At 63.1% G+C, this 22,538-nt stretch carries 19 protein-coding genes and 1 pseudogene; 14 read left to right on the top strand and 6 right to left on the bottom strand.

All coding sequences use genetic code 11. The annotated features are described in order from the left end of the window. Window positions 1–123: 123 nt before the first annotated feature. The 13 genes from dnaK to recJ all read left to right on the top strand — a co-directional run bounded on the left by dnaK (window position 124) and on the right by recJ (window position 14,956). A complete protein-coding gene (gene dnaK / locus ACI3L3_RS00600) occupies window positions 124–2,025 on the top strand; it encodes a molecular chaperone DnaK (protein WP_404843154.1) in 1,902 nt (633 codons plus the stop codon). 146 nt (window positions 2,026–2,171) lie between these two features. After that, on the top strand, window positions 2,172–4,367 hold the full coding sequence (locus tag ACI3L3_RS00605; RefSeq protein WP_404843155.1) for an ABC transporter substrate-binding protein: 2,196 nt from the start codon (window positions 2,172–2,174) through the stop codon (window positions 4,365–4,367). Between the two features lie 36 nt (window positions 4,368–4,403). After that, complete coding sequence (gene gatC, locus ACI3L3_RS00610; RefSeq protein ID WP_404843156.1) at window positions 4,404–4,688, top strand: Asp-tRNA(Asn)/Glu-tRNA(Gln) amidotransferase subunit GatC; 285 nt, start codon at window positions 4,404–4,406, stop codon at window positions 4,686–4,688. 37 nt (window positions 4,689–4,725) lie between these two features. Then, entirely contained in the window at window positions 4,726–6,195 is a 1,470-nt protein-coding gene (gatA, locus tag ACI3L3_RS00615; RefSeq protein ID WP_404843157.1) for an Asp-tRNA(Asn)/Glu-tRNA(Gln) amidotransferase subunit GatA, read from the top strand. A 76-nt stretch (window positions 6,196–6,271) separates the two neighbouring features. After that, complete coding sequence (gene mnmA / locus ACI3L3_RS00620; RefSeq protein ID WP_404843158.1) at window positions 6,272–7,306, top strand: tRNA 2-thiouridine(34) synthase MnmA; 1,035 nt, start codon at window positions 6,272–6,274, stop codon at window positions 7,304–7,306. Then, window positions 7,303–8,709 carry a tRNA (N(6)-L-threonylcarbamoyladenosine(37)-C(2))-methylthiotransferase MtaB gene (mtaB, locus tag ACI3L3_RS00625; RefSeq protein WP_404843159.1) on the top strand — a complete coding sequence of 469 codons (1,407 nt, stop codon included), beginning with the start codon at window positions 7,303–7,305 and terminating at the stop codon, window positions 8,707–8,709. The genes mnmA and mtaB overlap by 4 nt, the downstream gene beginning before the upstream one ends. 111 nt (window positions 8,710–8,820) lie before the next feature. Beyond that, complete coding sequence (locus tag ACI3L3_RS00630) at window positions 8,821–9,702, top strand: YicC/YloC family endoribonuclease (RefSeq protein WP_404843160.1); 882 nt, start codon at window positions 8,821–8,823, stop codon at window positions 9,700–9,702. A 30-nt stretch (window positions 9,703–9,732) separates the two neighbouring features. After that, window positions 9,733–9,999, top strand: coding sequence for a DUF370 domain-containing protein (locus tag ACI3L3_RS00635; protein ID WP_404843161.1), 267 nt, complete (start codon window positions 9,733–9,735; stop codon window positions 9,997–9,999). Next, window positions 9,992–10,618, top strand: coding sequence for a guanylate kinase (gmk, locus tag ACI3L3_RS00640; RefSeq protein ID WP_404843162.1), 627 nt, complete (start codon window positions 9,992–9,994; stop codon window positions 10,616–10,618). Before ACI3L3_RS00635 ends, gmk begins: the two co-directional genes overlap by 8 nt. 13 nt (window positions 10,619–10,631) lie before the next feature. Further along, the gene (gene pyrF / locus ACI3L3_RS00645) at window positions 10,632–11,336 is read left to right on the top strand and encodes an orotidine-5'-phosphate decarboxylase (protein WP_404843163.1); all 705 of its coding nucleotides are present in this window, start codon (window positions 10,632–10,634) and stop codon (window positions 11,334–11,336) included. Window positions 11,337–11,355: 19 nt separating this feature from the next. After that, a complete protein-coding gene (locus ACI3L3_RS00650; protein ID WP_404843164.1) occupies window positions 11,356–12,219 on the top strand; it encodes a tetratricopeptide repeat protein in 864 nt (287 codons plus the stop codon). Next, window positions 12,216–13,103 carry an HDOD domain-containing protein gene (locus ACI3L3_RS00655; RefSeq protein WP_404843165.1) on the top strand — a complete coding sequence of 296 codons (888 nt, stop codon included), beginning with the start codon at window positions 12,216–12,218 and terminating at the stop codon, window positions 13,101–13,103. The genes ACI3L3_RS00650 and ACI3L3_RS00655 overlap by 4 nt, the downstream gene beginning before the upstream one ends. 155 nt (window positions 13,104–13,258) lie before the next feature. After that, window positions 13,259–14,956: a single-stranded-DNA-specific exonuclease RecJ gene (recJ, locus tag ACI3L3_RS00660; protein WP_404843166.1), complete on the top strand. Its 1,698-nt coding sequence runs from the start codon at window positions 13,259–13,261 to the stop codon at window positions 14,954–14,956. A gap of 423 nt (window positions 14,957–15,379) precedes the next feature. Here recJ and ACI3L3_RS00665 read toward each other — a convergent pair whose 3' ends face one another. From ACI3L3_RS00665 to ACI3L3_RS00675, 3 genes are all read right to left on the bottom strand, one after another. Beyond that, window positions 15,380–17,059: an ASKHA domain-containing protein gene (locus ACI3L3_RS00665; protein WP_404843167.1), complete on the bottom strand. Its 1,680-nt coding sequence runs from the start codon at window positions 17,057–17,059 to the stop codon at window positions 15,380–15,382. Window positions 17,060–17,083: 24 nt separating this feature from the next. Continuing rightward, the gene (gene selD / locus ACI3L3_RS00670; RefSeq protein ID WP_404843168.1) at window positions 17,084–18,130 is read right to left on the bottom strand and encodes a selenide, water dikinase SelD; all 1,047 of its coding nucleotides are present in this window, start codon (window positions 18,128–18,130) and stop codon (window positions 17,084–17,086) included. A 68-nt stretch (window positions 18,131–18,198) separates the two neighbouring features. Beyond that, window positions 18,199–19,122, bottom strand: coding sequence for a selenium metabolism-associated LysR family transcriptional regulator (locus ACI3L3_RS00675; protein WP_404843169.1), 924 nt, complete (start codon window positions 19,120–19,122; stop codon window positions 18,199–18,201). 141 nt (window positions 19,123–19,263) lie between these two features. Between ACI3L3_RS00675 and ACI3L3_RS00680 the strand changes: the two genes are divergently transcribed. After that, window positions 19,264–19,749 carry a hypothetical protein gene (locus ACI3L3_RS00680; protein ID WP_404843170.1) on the top strand — a complete coding sequence of 162 codons (486 nt, stop codon included), beginning with the start codon at window positions 19,264–19,266 and terminating at the stop codon, window positions 19,747–19,749. A 721-nt stretch (window positions 19,750–20,470) separates the two neighbouring features. Here the strand turns inward: ACI3L3_RS00680 and rplQ are convergent. The 3 genes and pseudogenes from rplQ to rpsD all read right to left on the bottom strand — a co-directional run. Beyond that, window positions 20,471–20,842, bottom strand: a pseudogene (gene rplQ, locus ACI3L3_RS00685) (50S ribosomal protein L17); the annotation flags it as partial. Next, entirely contained in the window at window positions 20,832–21,875 is a 1,044-nt protein-coding gene (locus ACI3L3_RS00690) for a DNA-directed RNA polymerase subunit alpha (protein WP_404844101.1), read from the bottom strand. The gene ACI3L3_RS00690 and the pseudogene rplQ, both read right to left, overlap by 11 nt. An 11-nt stretch (window positions 21,876–21,886) precedes the next feature. Then, on the bottom strand, window positions 21,887–22,513 hold the full coding sequence (rpsD, locus tag ACI3L3_RS00695) for a 30S ribosomal protein S4 (RefSeq protein ID WP_404843171.1): 627 nt from the start codon (window positions 22,511–22,513) through the stop codon (window positions 21,887–21,889). Window positions 22,514–22,538: the final 25 nt, after the last annotated feature.

The raw sequence follows: 22,538 nt of genomic DNA on the forward strand, positions 1-22,538 counted from the left end.
GCTTTTGGTGAAAAAATTTTCACTCCCCTCTTTACAGCCGGGTCAGGCGCATTACTTTGAACAGCGTAAGTGACAAACGACTTTTCACGTCGAAAGTTTTTTCCAAGAGGAGGAATTCATAATATGGGCAAAATCATCGGTATCGACCTGGGAACCACAAACTCCTGTGTCTATGTGATGGAAGGCAAGGACCCCAAGTGCGTCTCCAACCCTGAGGGTGGCCGCACGACCCCGTCCATCATCGCCTTCACCGATAAGGAACGCCTCGTGGGCGAGCTGGCCAAGCGCCAGGCCGTCACGAACTCCGACAAGACCGTCTTCGCCGTTAAGCGCCTGATGGGCCGCAAGTTCGAGGATCCGGCCATTAAGGGCTGGGCCGACAACTGCCCTTACAAGATTGCCGCACACTCCAACGGCGACGCCTACGTCGAGCTCGACGGCAAGCTGCTCAGCCCCGCAGAGCTGTCCGCGAACATCCTGCAGAAGCTGAAGTCCGACGCCGAATCCTACCTCGGCGAGACCGTTACCGAGGCCGTTATCACCGTTCCGGCCTACTTCAACGACTCGCAGCGTCAGGCCACCAAGGACGCAGGCCGCATCGCCGGTCTTGAGGTGAAGCGTATCATCAACGAGCCGACCGCCGCGTCCCTCGCCTATGGCTTCGACAAGAAGGCCAACGAAAAGATCGCCGTGTTTGACCTTGGCGGCGGCACCTTTGACATTTCCATCCTCGAAGTCGGCGACAACGTCGTGGAAGTCCGCGCCACCAACGGCGACACCTTCCTCGGCGGCGAAGACTTCGACAACCGCGTCATCGACTACCTCGTTGAGGAGTTCAAGCGCGAAAACGGCATCGACCTCTCTCAGGACCGCATGGCCCTGCAGCGCCTCAAGGAAGCCGCAGAGAAGGCCAAGAAGGAACTGTCCTCCTCCATGGAGACCGAGGTCAACCTGCCGTTCATCACCGCTGACCAGACCGGCCCCAAGCACCTGCTGGTGAAGCTGTCCCGCGGCAAGCTGGAGCGTCTGGTGGAAGACCTTGTGGCCCGCACCGTGGAGCCCTGCAAGAAGGCCCTGTCCGACGCCGGCCTGTCCGCGTCCGACATCGACGAGATTATCCTCGTCGGCGGCATGACCCGCATGCCCCTCGTGCAGCAGAAGGTCACCGAGTTCTTTGGCAAGGAGCCTAACCGCAGCGTGAACCCTGACGAAGTGGTCGCCATGGGCGCATCCATTCAGGGCGGCATCCTCGCTGGCGACGTAAAGGACGTGCTGCTCCTCGACGTTACCCCGCTGTCCCTCGGCATCGAAACCCTTGGCGGTGTGTGCACCAAGCTCATCGAGCGCAACACCACCATCCCGACCAAGAAGAGCCAGGTCTTCACCACGGCGGCTGACAACCAGCCCTCCGTGTCCATCCACGTGCTGCAGGGCGAGCGCCCCATGGCCGCGGACAACAAGACCCTTGGCCGCTTCGAGCTGACCGGCATCCCGGCCGCCCCCCGCGGCGTGCCGCAGATTGAGGTCACCTTCGACATCGACGCCAACGGCATCGTTAACGTTTCCGCCAAGGACACCGGAACGGGCAAGGAACAGTCCATCCGCATCACCGCCTCCAGCGGTCTGTCCGAGGACGAGATCGAAAACCTCGTCAAGGAAGCTGAAAACCACGCAGAAGAGGACAAGGCCAAGCAGAAGCTCATCGAAGCCCGCAACCAGGCCGACACCCTCATCTACACCACCGAAAAGTCCATCACGGATCTGGGCGACAAGCTCGACAGCGCCGTGAAGACCGACATCGAGACCAAGGTAGAAGCGCTGAAGAAGGCCATGGAAGGCGACGACCTCGCCGAGATTGAAGCCGCAACCAGCGCCCTTGCCGAAGCCTCCCACAAGCTGGCTGAGCAGCTCTATGCCCAGCAGCAGGACGGCCAGGACGCCGGTGCTCAGGCTGGCGGCGCCCAGGCTGGCGGTGCAGCCAAGGACGACGATGACGTCGTTGATGCCGACTACAAGGAAGTCTAAAAACCATTCGGCGAAGTACCGCGGGGCCACCGGCCCCGCGCTTGCCTTCGCTCTGGAACGGGTATAGCTTGGCCTGTCCGCTCATCATGGGCGGACAGGCCGATTTTTATATCCAGCCCATAGCGGCGACACCCCGAACACCACTTATGCCGATGAAAAACGCACGCGACCGTTCCCCATATTCGCCAGCGGCCCGCTATGCCGCCCTGTTTCTGATGCTCCTGTTTCTTGTGACGGCCCTTGGCTGTGGCAAGAAATCCCTCCCCACCACACCAGAGCCCATGCCCGGCACGCCGCGCGCACTCCCGCTGGACCAGCGGGCCGAAAACGCATGGAAGGCCAAGGACTACGGCGAGAGCGAAATGCTCTACGCGCGCCTTTTGGAGCGTGGCGGCCTTGCCGCCGCTGATGAGCGCCTTGCCCTGATGCGCCTTGGGCAGAGCGCCGTCAAAAACGGCCACGCCCACATTGCGCTGGACGCACTGGACACGCTGGCCACCACCGACCCCACGGTCCGCGACGCGTGGGACTGGCATATCATCTTTGCCGACGCCATGGACCTGCTGGGCAAGCGCGATGAAGTCCGCCAGCACCTCACCGGTCTGCTGCATGACACCAGCCGCCCGTGGGAGTTGCGCTTTAAGGCGGGCATCACCTTGGCGCGCCTGCAGTGGGTGGATCAGGAGCTGGACAATGCCATGCGCACCCTTGATGGCATCTACGCCAACTCCCCCGAACCCGCAGAGCTGTCCCACGGTCAGCTGGAACGCGCCCTTGCTGTGGAACTGCGCGACGAGCGGGCAGACATCCTCGACGCCCTCGTGGACATCATTCCCCCCTCCCGGCAAAACGAATTTCCCTACACCATCATCCGTCTGGAAAAAGCCCGCCGCCTCGCCCAAAGCGAGGACACGTGGTCCAGCGCGTGGCACAGCCTGAACCGTCTCTCCCGCGAGGGGAACTTCGCGGACAAAGGACTGGTCAGCAGCATCCTCGCGCCGCTTCTGGAGCAGCGCGACGTGCCCGAAGAGGCCGGCGGCATCGCCCTTGCCCTGCCCCTGTCCGGTCCCTACGGCGAAATCGGCTGGAAGATTCTGCGCGGCGCGGGCGTGGCCCAGTGGCGTATCCTGATGCAGGGCGGGCACATGAACATCCGTGTCATCAACACCGCCGCCCATGGCTGGCAGCAGAAGCTGGCGGCCCTGCCGGACACCATCCGCGTTGTGGGTGGTCCCCTGCGCATCAGTACCTTTAAGACCATCCACGCCAACGGCCTGACGGACGGGAGGCCCTACTTCGCCTTTCTGCCCAGCCTTGGCAGCGCCCGCGAGGGCCGCGACGCATGGCGCTTCTTCTCCAGCCCGCAGGATCAGGTCAGCACGCTGCTGGATCTTGCCGTTGATACCTACGGCATCACCGACCTTGCGGCCCTGCATCCTGACGAGCCGTTCGGCACGCGCCTGACGGAGATTTTCCGCGCGGAGGCCGAAGCGCGCCTCGCCAGTGTGAACGCAACCGAAAGCTATCCGCCGTCCGCTCCCACCAAGTGGGGCGCGCCGGTGCGCCGACTTGTCAACACGCCAAAGCTTGACGAAAACGGCGAAGAACAGCAAAAACCTGTGCTCGCCAACGGCGACCCACTGCCCCCGAACCCGCCCTTCAAGGCGCTGTTCATGCCGGACGGCTGGGCGCAGGCCGAGCAACTGGTGCCGCAGCTGTTCTTCTACGACGAAGACCGACTGCTGCTTATGGGGCCGTCCCTGTGGGCGCAGGGCATCGCCCGGGACAATGACATCGAGGCGCGCTACTTCCGCCTTGCGGTGTTCCCCGGCGCATGGTGGGACGACAATCCCTCCCCGGCCGCGCAGCAACTGCGCACCGCCCTTGAGCAGGACGGTTTGGGCGCTCCGGATTTCTGGATTGCCCTCGGCTACGATTTCGTCCATTTTGCGCAGGCCCTCGGCCCGGTGAAGAGCACGTGGTCCTCCCGCGTCAACTCCGCCGTGCACGACGCGCAGTCCATCACATGGAGCATGGCTCCCATCCAGTGGGACGACGCGGGCAAGGCCCATCAGCAGATGTTCCTGTTCCAGCCCACGTCCAGCGGCTTTGTGCCCGTGGACAAGGACCGCCTGAAGGCCCGCCTTGACCGCGTGCGCGCCCAGCATGCCGAGCGCGTGCAGATGCTGAAGGACAAAAGCGAGCTGGAGGAGCTGAAAAAGCTCCTCAAGGACGGCAACACCAGCGGCACGCTGGACCAGCGCGTCCGCACACTGCTTGAGAAACTCAATCGCCGCGCCGACGAAACCGGCGCAGATGCGCAGCAGGACAGCCTGCAATAAGACGGGCGTCTACGCCCCCTCTAAGGAGACCACGTTATGAAAATCAGTCCCGAACAGGTCGCTTCTGTGGCCCGTCTGGCCCGGCTTAGCCTGGGCGACGAGGAACTCGCCCGCTTTGCAGGGCAGATTGACGATATTCTGAACTACATGGACCAGCTGGGCGAAGCCGACACCGAAAACGTGGAGCCGCTGTACTCCCCGGTGGAGCACGTCTCCCGCCTGCGTGAGGACGAAGTCCGCCGCGACTGCGAGCGCGAGGACGTCCTCGGCAACGCGCCCGAGCACGACGGCAGTTCCTTCATCGTGCCCCGCATCGTCTAGAGCCACGGCAAACAGACTCTTTTTTAAGGATTCACATATGTCCGAGCTGACCACAAAGACACTGACAGAACTGCGCGACATGCTTGCCAGCGGCAGCATCAGCGCCACCGAAGCCACGCAGGCCTGCCTTGACCGCATCGCGGCCACAGAGGACCGCGTCGGCGCGTTCACCTCCGTTCAGGCCGAGGCCGCCCTTGATTACGCCAAGGCCCTCGACGCCGAAGGCCCGCAGACCGACAAGCCCCTGTGGGGCGTGCCCGTCAGCGTCAAGGACATCCTTGCCACCAAGGATGCCCCCACCACCTGCGCCTCCAAGATTCTGGAAAACTTTACGCCCTTCTACGATGCCACCGCCGTGGCCCGCCTGCGCGACGCCGGCGCGGTGATCATCGGCAAGACCAATATGGACGAGTTCGCCATGGGTTCCTCCACGGAAAACTCCGCCTTCGGCGTCACCCGCAACCCGTGGGACACCACCCGCATCCCCGGCGGCTCCAGCGGCGGTTCCGCCGCCAGCGTGGCCGCGGGGCAGTGCTTTGGCTCCCTCGGCACGGATACGGGCGGCTCCATCCGCCAGCCCGCGTCCTTCTGCGGTTGCGTGGGCCTCAAGCCCACCTACGGACGCGTTTCACGCTACGGCTGCGTGGCCTATGCCTCCAGCCTGGACCAGATTGGCCCGCTGACGCGCTCCGTCCCTGACGCCGCGCTGCTGCTCTCCGCCATTGCCGGCTACGACGAGCGCGACTCCACCTCCGTGGACTGCCCGGTGCCGGACTACGTGGCCGCCGCCAACGAACGGCAGGACCTGACGGGCGTCCGCCTTGGCATGCCCAAGGAATACTGGGCCAACGGCCTCGCTCCCGAAGTGGAAAAAGGCTGCCGCGCCGCCATCAAGCGCGCCGAAGAACTGGGCGCGGAGCTGGTGCCCGTGGACCTGCCGCACACCAAGTACGGCATCGCCAGCTACTATATTATCGCCATGGCCGAAGCCAGCTCCAACCTTGCGCGTTTTGACGGTGTCCGCTATGGCAAGCGCGCGCAGGGCGCACACGACCTCATCGACATGTACACCGCCTCGCGCAGCGAAGGCTTTGGCGACGAGGTCAAACGCCGCATCATGCTCGGCACCTATGTGCTCTCCGCCGGGTATTACGATGCCTACTACCGCAAGGCCGCACAGGTGCGCCGTCTGGTCCGGCAGGACTACCTCGACGCCTTCGAAAAGTGCGACATCATCTGCGGTCCGGCCTCGCCTGTTACAGCGTGGGGCCTTGAGGAAAAAACGGACGACCCGCTCCAGATGTACCTGATGGACGTGTACACCATCAGCCTGAACCTTGCGGGCCTGCCCGGCATTTCCCTGCCTGTCGGCCTTGGCGAGGACACGGGGATGCCCGTTGGCCTCCAATTGCTCGGCCCGGCCTTTGCGGAAGACCGATTGCTTGCCGCGTCCGGCGCGCTCATGCGCGGACTGGACCCCTTGCCCGCGCCAAAGGGCCTGGAATAGAACAACATCACACGAAGCCCCGCTCTGCGGGGCTTCGACGTATCCTGCACAACGTGCAAAAAGAAACGAACTGCATATGAAGACAGCGGTAGCCGTCAGCGGCGGTACGGATAGCCTGTTCACCCTCGTTCTGCTCAAGGAGCGCGGGCTGGACCTGTTTGCCGTACACGCCCACTTTCTTCCGCCTTCGCCCGCCACGGCGCAGGCCCTTGAGGGGCTGGAGCGCCAGTGCGCCAGCCTCGGCGTCCCCTTCACCGCCGTTGACCTCTCTCGGGAGTTTGACGAGCAGGTCATCTCGCCCTTTGTCCAGTCCTACGTGGACGGCGAAACGCCCAACCCCTGCTCCCGGTGCAATCCGGCCATGAAGTTCGGCCTGCTCTTTGATGCGGCGCGAAGCATGGGCGCGGACAGCATCGCCACCGGGCACTACGCCCGCATGGTCCACGCAGGCGGCAGGCAGGTACTCCGGCGCGGCGAAGACCCGGTGAAGGACCAAAGCTACTTCCTCTCCCTCGTCCCGGCAGGCCGGCTGGCCCACGCCGTCCTCCCCCTCGGGGAGTGGCGCAAGACCGACGTGCGCGGCGCGCTGGTCGAGCGCGGCATCACCCCGCCCCTGCCGTCCGAGAGTCAGGAAATCTGCTTTGTGCCGGATGACGACTACTGCGCGTTCTTGCAGTCGCGCGTGGACACGCTGCCCGGTCCCGGTGCCATTACCCTTGCGGACGGCACCAAGCTCGGCAGGCATAACGGCCTGTGGCGCTACACCCTTGGGCAGCGCCGGGGCATTGGCGTGGCATGGTCCCAGCCGCTCTACGTGGTGGGCAAGGATACCGCCGTCAACACCCTCATTGTCGGCCCCAAGGACGAACTGCCCGCGCCCGGCTGCGACGTTGCAGACGTGAATATCCTCGTCCCGGCGGATGAATGGCCCCAGACGGTCCTCGTGCAGACGCGCTACCGCCAGCGGCCCAAGCCCGCGACGGTCACCCTTCGCGGCAATGCCATGCGCATTGCCTTCATCGAACCCCATACCCGCCCAACGCCCGGACAGGTGGCCGCCGTCTACGACGCTGACGGCACCGTTCTCGCCGGTGGCATCATCACAGCATGAACAGCGTCAAAACGTTCCATATTTCCACCCTCGGCTGCAAAATCAACCAGTACGAAAGCCAGTCCATCCGCGAGGCATGGACCAGCGCGGGCTACGCCGAAACGGCCGACCCGGCCGGGGCGGACATCATTTTGCTGAACTCCTGCGCCGTTACCGCGCAGGCCGTGCGCGACCTGCGTCAACGCACCCGCAAGCTCAGCCGCACCGCGCCGCAGGCCCGCATCATCATCACCGGCTGCGCCGCGCAGGTGATGCAGGACGACCTTGCCAAGGACTTTTCGGACGCGCTCATCGTGCCACAGTCCAGTAAGGAAGAGCTCCTCACCCTGCCCATGGCCCACGACGCCCCACAGCCCTCCTGCGCGCCTGAACATCCTTGCGCTCAGAAGCAGGCTGACGGCGCAGACACAGCCGCGCCGCACTTCCCCGAATTTTCCATCACGGGCTACAACCGCGTGCGCGCGGTGGTGAAGGTACAGGACGGCTGCACCCACCGCTGCACCTATTGCATCATCCCCAGCACGCGCGGCGCATCGGTCAGCCGCCCCATGCAGGGCGTTGCCGAGGAAGTCCGCCGCCTATTCGAAGCCGGATGGCACGAGGCCACACTCTCGGGCATCAACCTGCGCCAATTCGGGCGCGACCTGCCCGGCTCCCCGGACTTCTGGGACCTGCTGGAATATCTGGAGCGCGAGCTTGCCCCGGACTGGGCCGGCAGCGCGCGCCTGCGCATCAGCTCGCTGGACCCGGCGCAGCTCACGGACCGCGCGCTTGAGGTGCTGGCCGCCTCGCGCCTGACCAGCCCGCAACTGCATATTTCCCTGCAAAGCCTTGCCCCGGCGGTGCTGCGGCGCATGGGCCGCGGGCATTACGGTCCGGACGAAGTCGCCGCATGGGTGGAACGTCTGCGCGGCGTGTGGCCGCTTTTTGGCCTTGGCACGGACCTTATTGCGGGCTTTCCCGGCGAAACCGACGAGGACTTCCGGCAGACCCTTGCGGCCTGTACGGCCTTGCCGCTTTCCTACGCGCATGTTTTCCCGTATTCTCAAAGGCCGGGAACCCCGGCCGCGCGCTACCCCAATCAAGTGTCGCAAGCGGTCAAAAAGGACCGTGCGCGCCTGCTGCGTGAGGTGGCGGCGGACAAAAAGGCGGCCTTCCTCGCCACACTGGCCGGGCAGGAGCGTCTTGACGTGGTTTTGGAGAAGCTGTCCCCGGCGCGCGGCATCTGCCAATATTACGCAGACTGCCGCTTTACGGCCGATGTTCCGGGCGGCGCGCTGCGCCGCATGGTGGCGGCGCGCCCCGTGGGGGTGGACGGCACCACCCTGCTGGTTCAGCCCGCAGAGTGCGCCTGTAGTGTCAAAGCGCCAACACCTATGGACATCGCGGGAAAAGGCGACTAACACACCCACACCACTACATCCAAAGAACACGACGCCCAATGGTCCGCCAGTGGGCGTCTTCAGCACATACGACGGGGGAGAACGCCTCCCCTCCCCAAAGGAAAGGGTAGAATGATCAAAAGCATGACAGGCTTCGGCCGCTACGCATCACAGGGTGACGGCTGGTCACAGGCATGGGAAATCCGCAGCGTCAACGGCCGCCATCTGGACCTGAAGTGGCGTTTGCCGTCCAGCGTCCGCTCCCTTGAGACACGGTTTGAAAAAATCGTCCGCGAGCACGCCACCCGTGGCCGCGTGAATGTGCAGCTTAACCTGCAAATCTCCCGCCCGGACATCCTTGGTCTTTCGCTGAACAGCACCATGGCCACCGCCATGCTCGACCAAATCAGCGCCTTCGCCACCGAGCGCGGCGACGACTTTACGCCGGACTACATGCGCCTTATGGGCATGTCCTTTTTGTGGGAAGACAGCTCCAGCGAGCCGGACCCCACCCTGCAGGCCGGTCTGGAAGAGGGCCTCGTCAAAGCCCTTGATGACTGGAACGACGCCCGCCACGTTGAAGGCGAAGCCATGAAGGACGACCTCCTCGTGCGCGTCAAACGCCTCTCGAAGTGGCTGGAGCAGCTCAAGGAGCGCACCCCGCAGGTGAAGGAAACCCGGTTTGAAACCGTGGAAAAGCGCATGCAGACCGTGCTGGACAAATACAGCGTGGAACTGGATCAGGACCGCCTGCTGCAGGAAATCGCCGTCATCTCCGACCGCATCGACGTCACCGAGGAGCTCACCCGTCTGGACGCCCACCTCGTGCGCCTTGACGAAGTGATGCAAAACGGCGGGGACGCAGGCAAGCGGCTGGACTTCATCCTTCAGGAGTGCTTCCGCGAGATCAACACCTGCGGCAACAAGGCGCAGGACACCGACGTCAGCCGCATTGTGGTCGACTTTAAGGCCGAGCTCGAGAAATGCCGCGAGCAGGTCCAGAACATCGAATAACACCGCCAACCTTCACAACACATACGAGTTATGATTATGCAAAAAAACGGTCTGCTCAACATCGGCTTCGGCAACTTTGTCGTAAGCACACGGGTTATCGCCATCGTCAACCCGTCGTCCTCGCCCATGCGCAGACTGCGCGAAGACGCACGGCAGGCGGGCCGCCTCATCGACGCGACCCAGGGCCGCAAGACCCGCTCCATCATCATTTCCGATTCCAACCATGTCATCCTCTCCGCCATTCAGGCCGAGACGATTGGACAGCGCTTCAGCCAGGAGGACGAAGAGAATGAATAACCGCCGCGGGCTGATGCTGGTCATCTGCGCCCCCTCCGGTACCGGCAAGAGCACGCTCATCCGCCGACTGCGCGAGGAATTCCCGCGTATTTCATTCTCCATCTCCTACACCACCCGTCCCGCGCGCGAAGGCGAACGGGACGGGGTGGACTACCACTTCGTCAGTATGGAGCGCTTCCGCGCACTGGCCGCAGAAGGCTTCTTTGCCGAATGGGCCGAGGTGCACGGCAACTGCTACGGCACCCCCAAGCAGGCCATCCTCGACCTGCTGGAAGAAGGGCAGGACATCCTGTTCGACATCGACGTGCAGGGCGCGCGCCAGCTACGGCAGAACACGGGCGAAGGCAGCTTCATCTTCCTGCTGCCCCCCACCATGACCGCACTGCGCCAGCGTCTGGAGAACCGCAATACCGACGATGACGACACCATTCGCCGCCGCATCGACAACGCTCCCGGCGAAATAGCCAAGGCGACGGAGTTCGACCACTGGATCATCAACGATGACCTCGACTCCGCCTACAGGCTGCTCAAAAGCGTCTACCTCGCCGAAGGAACGCGCCCGCGCCTGATGCCCGGATTGCTGGAGCGCATCCTCCACGTCAAACCCGAAGCCGAATAGACAAGGAACGTACATGGCCGAACTCGTCCTCGCCCTCGATTTCCCCGACAGCGACAGCGCCCTTGCCATGGCAGAGCGCGTGAAAGGCCGCCTGACATGGGTCAAGGTCGGCCTAGAGCTGTACACCGCCACCGGCCCTGGCATCATCACGGCCCTGACGGAGATGGGCTTTAAGGTCTTTGTGGACCTCAAGTTCATGGACATCCCCAACACCGTGCGTGGCGCGGTGCGCTCCGCCGTTGTGGCCGGGGCGGACATGGTCAACGTGCACGCCTGCGGTGGCCGCCGCATGCTTATGGCCGCGCGTGAAGGCCTGAGCGACGGCGCGCAGATCACCGGGCGCTCCCCGCTGCTCTTTGCCGTCACCGTGCTGACCAGCATGGACGAAACGGACCTCGCCCTGCCGGAGGGCGTCACCGTCGCCGACGTGGCGCTTGGCTACGCCCGCCTTGCCGCAGACTGCGGACTGGACGGCGTGGTCTGCTCCGGGCACGAGGCCGCCGCCATCAAAGACGCCTGCGGCGCGGACTTCATGTGCCTGACGCCGGGCATCCGCCTTGCCGCAGCAGGCGACGACCAGCGCCGCGTTATGACGCCCGCACAGGCCGTTGCCGCCGGGTCGGACTTCCTCGTCGCAGGGCGGCCCATCACCGACGCGGATTCCCCGGCCGAGGCGACTGCGGTTTTCCTTGAACAGATGGCGTCTGTCGTTTTATAACGCACGAAAGGGGTACGTCATGACTGATGAGCATACACAACACAGCTCGCACGCTCCCGGACACAAGGACCACATCAAGGGTGTGTTCTCGTCCCAAACCGTGCAGAAGGTTGGCACCGGAACCACCACCCGTAAAACCATCAAGAAAACCTTCTGGTACGCTGTAGAAGGTGACGGCGGCACGGTTCTCGTGCAGCCGCTCAATGTCAACTACGTGCCCGCCGGCGCCAAGCGCAGCGTCCCGCGCGATGAATTCCTTGAGAAGTTCTCGCCGGAGCCGGAATTCTACGTTTCCAACGTGTTCCCCAAGATGAAGGAGCTCCAGCAGAGCGTGGAAAGCGGCGAAAAGCACCGCGAAAAGGGCGAAACCTTCAGCGCAGAGCTGGAGTTCAACAACGCCCTGAGCATCGACGAGGAAAACGTCCGCGCCAACTTCGGCCTTGGGCTGACCTACCTCGAACGCGGCGACGACGCCAAGGCCAACGACATCTTCGAACGCCTCGTCAAGCTGGACGCCGCCTTTGAGCCGGAGCACAAGCATCTGTTCAACGAGTTCGGCATCAACCTCCGCAAGAACAAGATGCTCGACCAGTCCGTGGACTACTACGCCCGCGCGCTGGAGCTTTCTACCGAGGATGAGCACCTGCACTACAATATTGCGCGGGTCTGCTTCGACAAGGAGGACTGGGGCGGCGCGGCCAAGAGCCTGATGCAGGCCCTTGAACTGAACGCCAATTTCGAAGAGGCCGGAAAGTTCCTTGAATGGCTCAAGGAAAAGGGCCTTGTGGACAGCGAAGGCAACGCCATTCAGGGGGCAACACCCCCTGCTCCCAAGAAAAAAGGTGCAAAAAAATCCAGCGCGAATTATAATGTTCAACTATGATGTCACATGACAAGGGTTCCGAACTTCTGTCCAGTGTCACAGCGCTCAAGGACGATCTGCCGTTCTCACCGCAGATTCTCACGACCCTGTTCGCCCAGACGGACGAAGATTCCAAGGCATCCCTTGGTGACATCGCAGATAGCATCGCCGCCGATCAGGGCCTGACCGTCAAGGTCCTCTCCATGGCGAATTCCGCATATTACGGCCTGCAGTCCGAGGTAGAATCCCCGGCGCGGGCCGTTTCCCTTTTAGGGCTGGAGACCATCCGCTGTCTGGTGCTGGGTATTGGCGTCAAGGGGCTGGCCGCCAAGATGAAACGCGGCGTGTTGGACCTCAAGAAATACTGGCGGCATCAGCTCATCACCGCCGCCACGGCCAAGCACATCGCCTGCCACGTTGGCACCCTGCCCCTTGCCAAAGACGCCGAAGCGCTCATCCCGGACCAAATCTTCACGGCGGGGATGCTCCACGACTTTGGCAAGCTGCTCACTGCCCTGCTGCGGCCTGAGGACTGGGAACGCATCACCCAGTTAGCCAAGGACGAGGCCCTCTCCATCGCCGAGGCCGAGGACGAATACTGGGGGCTGGAGCACGGCGTGGTTGGCGCCATGGCTCTGCGGTCCATGAATCTGCCGCCGTCGCTGACCGAACCGGTCAACTGGCACCACGCCCCAAACAATGCCCCGGACTACGTGCTCCACGCCAAGATTCTGTGCCTTGCGGACGCCATGGCCGTGCGCTTTGACGGCCCGGACCGCAAGGTCGCCGGACCGTGGGAAAGCATCCTTGAGGAGTTCGACCTTGACGCGGACACCCTCATGGCCGAGGTGGCCGAACTTGCCGAAGACGAAGGCATCAGCGACCTGCTGCGCGCCCTCACCTAACCGCCCGCATCCATCAACGCTTCACGCCCTCTGCGGCCCGCCAGTCTTCACCGGTGGCGCGCCACGCGCCCCTGCGTCCCGCCGGTTGACGCCACAGCGCAGGACCACTACACCGCTAGTGACGGTATAACGAACGACTCACCGAGGCTTCATCAATGTCGAAAATATGGATTCCCCGCCCCAATGGCTCCGAAGCCCCTTCGGACATCGCCACATGGGCCGACTCACTGAGCGTGACGCCCCTCATCGCCAACCTGCTGTGGCAACGCGGTCAGCACAGCCTGCAGGATATGGATATCTTTCTGAGTCCCGGACTCAAACATCTGGCCCCGCTGGACGCCCTGCCCGGCCTCACAGAGGCCGCACAGGTGCTGGCCGACGGTCTCACTGCCGGCAAGACCTTTGCCGTGTGGGGCGACTACGACGTGGACGGCGTCACCTCCACCGCGCTGGTGACGGACTTTTTGGAGCGCCGTGGCTACACTGCGCGCCACCACCTGCCAAACCGCTTCACCGAGGGCTACGGCCTGAATATCGAAGGGCTTGAGGCCCTCGCCGCTGAAGGCGTTGACCTGCTGCTCACCGTGGACTGCGGCATCACCAGCATTGACGAAATCGCGCGCGCCAAGGAGCTTGGCATGACGGTTGTCGTCTCCGACCATCACCTTCCCGGCGAGACCCTGCCCGCGGCCGACGCTGTGGTGGACCCACGCCTTGCGGACTGCCCCTGCCCGGACCTTGCCGGTGTGGGCGTGGCCTTTTTGCTGATGGCCGCCCTCAACCGTCTGCTGCCCGGCGACCCCATCGACGTGCGCCAATTCCTCGATCTTGTCGCCCTTGGCACCGTGGCCGACGTCGTCAAACTGCAGGGCGAGAACCGCATCCTCGTCAAAAACGGCCTGCTCCTGCTGGGCGAAGCGCGCCGCCCCGGCGTTGCCGCCCTCAAGGAAGCCAGCGGCTTCTCGCCGTCCGCCGCCCTTGGCGCAGGACAGGTGGGCTTTGGCCTTGGCCCGCGCATCAACGCCGCAGGCCGCATCGGCGAAGCGGAAAACGCGCTGAAGCTCCTGCTGGCCAAAGACTACGACACCGCGCGCCCCCTTGCCGCCAAGCTGGATACCCTCAATACCGAGCGCCGCTCCACAGAGGACACCATCCTCAAGCAGGCCAAGGAGCAAGCCGAACAGCAGCTGGACCGCCTCGGGCTGGTGCTCTACCACCCGGACTGGCACCCCGGGGTCATCGGCATTGTGGCTTCGCGCATTGTGGAGGCCCATTACCGCCCAACGCTCATCATTACGCAGGAAAACGGCCACCTGAAAGGCTCCGGGCGCAGCACCAAGGAATTCGACCTCTACGCCGGACTTTGCGATTGCGCAGACACTCTCCTCGGCTTCGGCGGGCACAAACAGGCCGCGGGTCTTTCCCTTGAGGAAGCCAATCTGGACGCCCTGCGGGACGCCTTTGACGCCGCCGTGGCCAAACAGTGCGGCGATGAGCCACTCACCCCCACCCTCTACGTGGACGGCGAGCTGGCCTTTGCGGACATCGACTTCACTTTGCTCAAGGAACTGGAACTCCTCCAGCCCTATGGCATGGGCAATGCCGAACCGGTGTTCACCTCCCGCGCGGTGCGCGTGCAGCGCCGCCGCGTGTTCGGCAAAAACCACGTCAAGCTGGACCTTGTGGAGCCGGACTCCGGCGTCTGCCTCAGCGCCAAGGCGTGGCGGCAGGCCGAGCATATCCCGCCGCACATCGAGGGCGCATCCGTGCAGTTGGCCTTTACGCCCAAGATTGACCGCTACCGCGGCACGGCGTCCATCGACCTGCAAATCAAGGACTGGAAGACGGTCTAGCTGACGGCACAGCACGCTGCCTCCAAGGAGCGACGCTCGCTATGTGCGCCGCGCGGTGTCCCGCTCCGTGCCCGCCGCGCCCCGCTCTTTCGCCGCGCATGCTTCCTTGGTGGTTGGACAGAAACATCTCACGCGCCAGCCGCGCCAGCGCCCCATACCACACGCAAAAGCCGCCGCCCTGATTCACCGGGACGGCGGCTTCTTTTGCATGCCTCCATGCAACGCACAGACATACTCTGTGGGAGTAGCGGCGGCAGATTTGCGCGCTCTCGCCTCAGGCTCTGAAAAAGGAGTGGGGAATGGCAGGCTGGGGAGGCACAATCGCCGCCGTCTGGACATCACTGCGGCCCAATTGGAGTGCGGGACACTGGCGGCAGGCGGCGCGCCCTACCGCGAGTCCGTTCAGGGACGCCGCAGCGTTCATCACAGCCCGCTGTTATCGGTGTGGAGGGTCACGTGGTCGAAGGTCATGCAGGCCAGATATTGCGCGCTGAACTGGGCATCTTCGGCCAATTCCAGCACCTTGGCGCGCGTGGAGACATCGCGCGCGGTCTCGCGCAGGACAATGTCCGCGCATTGGCGCTCGGCCCCGGCAAGGGCGGTGTTCCCGGCCATGGTCACGCGGGCGCTCGCTCCCGGCGGCAAAAAGCCCAGCGTCTCAAGGGCGCGCGGCGGCACATGCTCCCCAAGGGCGCCCGCAAGGTATATACCCGCAAGCTCATGGGCGCGCCGCCCTGCGCCGCGCAACAGCCGCGCAAAGGCGAGATTGAACGCCGCCTTCACCTTCAGCACTTCCTCCACATCTGACGCGGACAAATACAGCCCCTCGCCAAGGTCAAGGCGCGCCTCGCCGTCCACAGTATGCAGCCCGCGCGCCAGGCTCCGCGCCAGTGGCGTTGCACCGGGCGAAAACTGCCCGCCAGCGTCCATCATGCCGCTGGAACGCAACTGGGACAGCAGAGACAGGTACCCCGTACCGCTGATGCCCCGCGTAGTGCCCGCTCCAAGGCGGCGCGGCTGAAGACCTCGCGGCGTTAAGGCAAAGCTGGTCACCGCGCCGGGCGCGGCAACCGTGCCGCAATCAAGCCCCACGCCCTCAAGGGCAGGCCCAAGGGGCACGCTGGCGGCCAAAAATTCGGTAGGCGACAGGGCAAGGAGAAACTCGCCGTTCGTGCCCATATCCGCAAACAGGAATGGATATTCCGGCGGCGTGTCCGCTGAAAGCAGCCACGCCATCCCCGCGGTAATATCGCCGCCGATAAAGGGACCGATGTGCGGAAAAACATACGCCGGGGGCACGCCGGGAGCCACACGGACAATTTCGCCTTCAAGGTGGGAGAGGCAGTACGGGGCGGCGCACAGCCCGTCCGACGGACGCTCCAAGAGCAGCGAGGTCATGGCCGGGTTTCCGGCAAGGGCAATGCGGGCAACTGGCGATGGGAGCTGCGCAATGCACTCCTGCAGGCGCTCCACAACAAGGCGGCGCATAGCCTCAGCGCCACTGGCCGACCGGGCAAAGGCGAGCCGGGACATAATCTCGCTGCCAGCGCCCATCTGCGGGTTCAAAAACACACCAGAGGCAACACGTTGCCCCCCGCGCAGGGCCGACCAATGCACCGAAGTTGTCCCAAGGTCCACAGCAAGACACAGCGGCTCTCCAGCTTCATGCCCGCGGCCGTTTGCCGCCCGGACGCGTGGGCGCGCGGGGATTTCCACTTCAATGCCTTCCACGGCGAGATGACGGCACCCAAGCCGCCACCCGTCGTCCACCGCATCCTGACCGAGCAGGCGGACCTCTTCGTCCAGCGCCTGCGGTGGCTGAGAAAGAAAACGCATCCGGCACAGGCCGCACCGGCCAACGCCCGAGCAGAGCGCCGGGGCTTCCCACTCGCCGCTGACATACACCACCTGTGCAAGGGTTCGCCCACTGACCACAGGCACGGACAAGCCGCGCCCGGAGGCGTCATGCACCGTCAGCCAGCCCGCCATCAGGCCGCACCCACGGCGTCGGCAAAGACGGCAGGAGCGCATGCGGCGCATGGCATCACACAGCGCGGCAGACGCCGCACGGTCGCAGCGCCAATTGGCCCACGGTGATTGCAATGCGCCAACATACACCCCTCCCCGTTATACAATGTTCAAGCTGGCGTCCGCGTTCTCGCGAGGGACCACCCTGCCGATGCACGCGGCCATGTCGCCTCGCTCGCGCAGGAAAGCCTGAACAGCCTCCACGCGCTCCTGCGGCACAGCAAGCACCAGCCCGCCAGAGGTCTGCGCATCAAACACAAGGTCCACGCGTACGGCATCAAGGCCATCGGCAACCGCCACCTGCGAACTGCAAAAGTTCTTGTTGGCAAAGCTGCCAGCCGGCACAAGGCCCATACCCGCAAGGTCCAGTGCGCCATCCATAATGGGCACGTCCGCAAGGGTCAGCTCCACGCCAACCTTGGACGCGCGCGCCATCTCCAGCACATGCCCGCCAAGGCCAAAGCCGGTCACATCCGTGGCGCCCAGCAGGCCAAAGGTCTGGATGGCTTCGCCACCCGCCTTATTCAAACGCCCGGCCCAACGGCCAAGGCAGGCCTCAAGTTCCGCGCTGTTCTCCCAGCGCCCTTTCACAGCCGTCGCCAAGACGCCCGTGCCGATGGGTTTGGTCAGCAGCAGGCGGTCCCCGGCGCGCAGGCCGCGGTTGGTGGCCATATGCTCCGGATCAATGCATCCGGTCACAGCCAGGCCGTATTTGAATTCCTCATCCTCAACGCTATGCCCGCCGGCAAGAACGGCTCCTGCTTCCAATATAGCATCATATCCGCCTTGGAGCGCGTCGCGGAGCATCTCCTTGGGCAGATTCTTTACCGGAAAACAGACAATATTCATCGCCGACCACGGCTCACCGCCCATGGCATAGACGTCCGATAGCGCATTGGCAGCGGCAATGCGTCCGAACAGATACGGATCGTTGACGACTGGCGTTAAGAAATCCACGGTCTGCACCATAGCCTTCCCAGCGGGAAAGCGCAGTACAGCCGCGTCCTCGTTATCCCCGGCACCGACCAATAGCCGGTCATCCGGGCGCTGCGTCAACCCCGCCAAAACCTGCTCCAAGTCCCCCGGAGCGATTTTGGCGGCTCAACCCGCAGCGCGTACGGTCTCGACCAGCTTCTTCTCGGCCATGACGTTTCCTCGTCTTCGTGTTGGGGTTACAAAAAAAGCGTGGGGCTTCGCGCCCCTTTCCGCGACGCTTACGCGCCCTGACGAACTCCGCCGATGCCCATGCGGCACCGCTCACGCAGGTACTCCATAAAGTAGCGCGAGGCCGGAAACAGGTGGCGCCGGTCGTTGTAAGCCAGGTAGAAGCTGCGCTCAATGCGAAGCTCCGGAACCTGTACCTCAACCAACTCGCCCCGTTCCAGCATGCTTCCCGCCGCAAGACGCGAGGTGACGGACACGCCAAGCCCGGCCTGCACATAGTGCAACACGGACTGCGTGCTCTCCACGGCCACGGCCACCTGCATGCTGCGCAGGTCCACGTCACGCTGCATCAGCGCGCCTTCCAGCGCCCTGCGCGTGCCGGAACCCTGCTCGCGCATCACCCACGGTACCTCCAGCACCTCGGCGAGGCGCACGGTCCGGCCACTCAGGCCAAACCGGCCGGGCGGGGCAATAACGATGAGTTCGTCATCCAGAATGCGCTCAAACCGAACGTCCGGCGCAGGGGCCTTGGCACCCACCATTCCAAGCAGGTACTCCCCTGACGAAATGCCCGCGATGATGTCGCGCGTATCGCCCACGCTCAAATGCAGCCGCACATCCGGGTGCGAGGCGGCAAACCCCGCAAACACCGACGGCAACACAAAATGCGCAGGGATAGTGCTTCCGCCCACAGTCAGGTTGCCCGCCACGCGGTCCTGCACCAGCAATATTTCGGTGCGGGCCTGCTCCAAGCAGGAAAACACCTGCTGGGCATGCGTGTACAAAATCTCGGCAGCCTGCGTGGGCAGCACAACGCGCCCCATGCGGTCAAACAGCCGAACGCCCAGCTCTTCCTCCAGTGCGGAAACATGCGCCGAAATAGTCGGCTGCGACAGGAAAAGTTCCTGCCCCGCGCGGGAGAAACTGCGGCATTCATAGACCTTTGAAAAGGCTTCTAATCTCCTGATGTCCATGATGGAAATACGTAATACATTTGCCAAGGTTTGGAAACTGGGGCGTTTGACCACACCGGGCAGAAAAGGGGTTGACCCAACCACGCATGCAATATAGGGCATGCTATATATATTCACTGAAACAGACCTGCGGGGGAGAGAATGGACCTCATTCACAACGTCCGACATATGGTGGAAACGCATCTTGGCGTCACGCCACACGGTCTGCTGAGCCTCCATGCACGCCTCAGTGTCCCTTGCGCCACCAAAACCGAACACATCGCCGGGTGCGACTTTACCGTCCGGTGGGAAAGTGGATGTCTGACCTTTTACGCCGCCATGCCGCCGCTGGAAGGGCACACCATCCCGCGCCCATCCGTCTGCCCCATGGGCGTGCGCCTTATCCGCTCCATCAGCGTAGAGATGCCGGAAGCCATCGACCGCTTTCATGCGGCAAAGCGCTGGCGGTATTTCACTGAGCTTACCCTGGCGTGGCCCATGACCACCCAATGCGACGAGCCCTTGTGGAACTTCCGCGCAGGGGACCAGCACTGCATTATCGGCGCGCAGTCCGGACGCATGGAAATGTGGCGCGGTTTTGACGCTGTGCGGCCAGACGCAGGGGCCTCTGGGTTGCCTCTGGGGTAACCCACCGGGGCCGCCCGTGCCCTTGTGCCGCGCGGACAGCGGGCCTCACCGTCCCGCCATGAGCCATACCGCTTATGCCTCCTGCATTGGTGGCCCCCACCCGTTTGGGCGTCGCCCGTGCGGGGCACATGGCACCGTACCGGACCATTCGGGACAGCGTAGTGCAGCCCTCACCTCCGGCGCGCACCGCTACAAATCCAACCGCACCGCCAGCCCCCCACAGGACCGGCCGGACCGGCCGGACTCTCTCAGACGACAGCAGAGAGAACCCACCGCCCCACCGGTCCCCCGCCGTGCGCCGCAAAAAGCGCGTCCCCCACGCGGCCGAAACCACAGGGATACGCGCCCTAAGCGTCCCGCGCCACCGCAGGAAAACACCCACCCACGGAAAACCAAAAAAAACAGGCCCCGAGGGGCCTGTTCTATACGTAAGGTGAAGGGAGAGAGTGAAGAGCTAGTCTTCCTTCTTCTCTTCGTCCTTCTTGGCGGCAGCCTTTTTGGGAGCGGCTTTCTTAGCAGGAGCCTTTTTGGGCTTCTCCTCGTCGGCCTTCTCTTCCTTCTTGGCGGCAGCTTTCTTAGGAGCGGCTTTCTTGGCAGGAGCCTTCTTGGGCTTCTCCTCGTCGGCCTTCTCCTCTTTCTTTTCAGCAGCCTTTTTAGGGGCGGCCTTCTTGGCGGGAGCCTTCTTTGCAGGGGCTTCCTTCTTGGGCGCTTCCTTCTTCTCCTCAACTTCACCAGCGGTGCGGGTGAACTCGATGATTGCCATGGGAGCGCAGTCGCCCGTGCGGGGCTGACCCAGCTTGACTACACGGGTGTAGCCGCCGGGGACACCGACAAAACGGGGGCCAATCTCGTCAAACAGACGCTTAACGAGAGTGTGGTTGCCAAGAACCTTATATGCCTGACGGCGAGCGGGGACGTCGTTCTTACGAGCAAGCGTCACCAGCTTCTCAACAACTCGGCGCAGTTCCTTGGCACGGACTTCCGTGGTACGGATGGACTCGTGCGTGATCATGGCCTTGGCCATGTTGCGGAACATCGCTTTGCGGTGGGACGCAGAGCGGTTGAGTTTCTTTCCGGCTTTTCTATGCCTCATCGCTTTCTTTCCTCTTCAGCCATTCCTGGTAGCGTTCGTCGAAATTCTCAATGGTCATGCCGAATTCAAGTTCCATTTCGGCAAGGACCCTGCGAATCTCATCCAAGGACTTGCGACCAAAGTTCTTGGTCTTGAGCATTTCTCCCTCGGAACGCTGCACAAGCTCGCCGACGAAACGAATGTTTGCGCTCTTGAGGCAGTTGGTAGCACGAACGGAAAGCTCGAGCTCGTCAATGCTCTTAAACAGGTTGGGGTTCAGATCGACACCACCCTGCGATCCAGTCTGCTCCTCATCAGAGGTCTGCTCATCAAAGTTGATGAACACCGACAGCTGGTTCTTGAGAATCTTGGCGCTGTAAGCCACGGCATCCTCAGGGATGACGGAGCCGTCGCACCAGACTTCCAGAATGAGCTTGTCGTAGTTGGTCATCTGACCCACACGAGCCTGCTCAATGCTGTAGGCAACCTTCTTGATGGGGGAGAAGCTGGCGTCGAGGCGGATAAGACCGATTTCGTCGCTCAACCCTTCCTGCATTTCAGCGGGGACGTATCCCTTGCCCATTCTGATTTCGAGTTCAGCCCGGAAGGGGATGTCCTCGGTCAGCGTGGCAATGTGCTGGTCCTTGTTCAGAACGGTGACGTTCTGGTTCTCCGAGATGGCGGCAGCGGTGATCTCGCCCTTCTTGTCGGCGGTGAGGGTGAGGTGCTGCGGCTCCTCGGTGGTCATCATGAACCTGACCTGCTTGAGGTTCAAGACGATGTCCGTAATGTCCTCGAGCACACCCGGCATGGTGGTAAACTCATGCTGAATGCCCTCGATCTTCACCGCTACAACTGCGGCGCCCTGCAACGAAGAAAGCAGAACTCTGCGCAGGGCATTTCCGATGGTCGTACCAAAGCCGCGTTCCAAGGGCTCGCAAATGAACTTGCCATAGCGGTCGTTGCTCTTGGGGTCGCGTACAATCTGCTCTGGTTTGACCAGCTCGGACCAATTCCGGGTGTTGATCAATTTGTCGCCGTCTTGGATGATCATCACTACACCTGTTACTTGGAGTACAATTCGACGATCAGCTGTTCATTGATGGGGAACTGGATGTCCTCGCGGACAGGCATTGCCTTAACAGTGCCCTTCAGAGCAGTTCCATCAACCTCCAGCCAATCAGGGCAACCGCGGCGGGCGATCACTTCCTGGGCTTCCTGGATCACGGGGATCTTATTGCTCTTTTCGCGCACGTTGATCACGTCGCCTTCCTTGACCTGCAAGGAGGGGACATTGACCTTGTGGCCGTTGAGCTGGAAGATGCCGTGGCGGACCAGCTGACGGGCCTGAGTGCGGGAATTCGCAAATCCGAGACGGTACACCACGTTGTCGAGCCTGGTTTCAAGCTGGACGAGCAGGTTGGTACCGGTCACACCCTTTTTCATGTCAGCGCGATGGAAGTAGGAGAGGAACTGCTTCTCCTGCACACCGTAAATACGGCGCACTTTCTGCTTCTCGCGCAGCTGGATGGCGTAGTCGCTGGTCTTCTTGCGTGCGCGACCGTGCTGGCCCGGAACATAGGGGCGGCGCTCATAGGCGCACTTATCGGTATAGCAACGGTCACCCTTGAGGAACAGCTTCTGCCCCTCTCGGCGGCAAAGGCGACATTTCGCTTCAGTGTATCTTGCCAAAACGTTTCCTCCTAGTGAACAGCCG

This window comes from Desulfobaculum sp. SPO524 (assembly GCF_044987625.1).
Lineage (GTDB): Bacteria > Desulfobacterota > Desulfovibrionia > Desulfovibrionales > Desulfovibrionaceae > Desulfobaculum.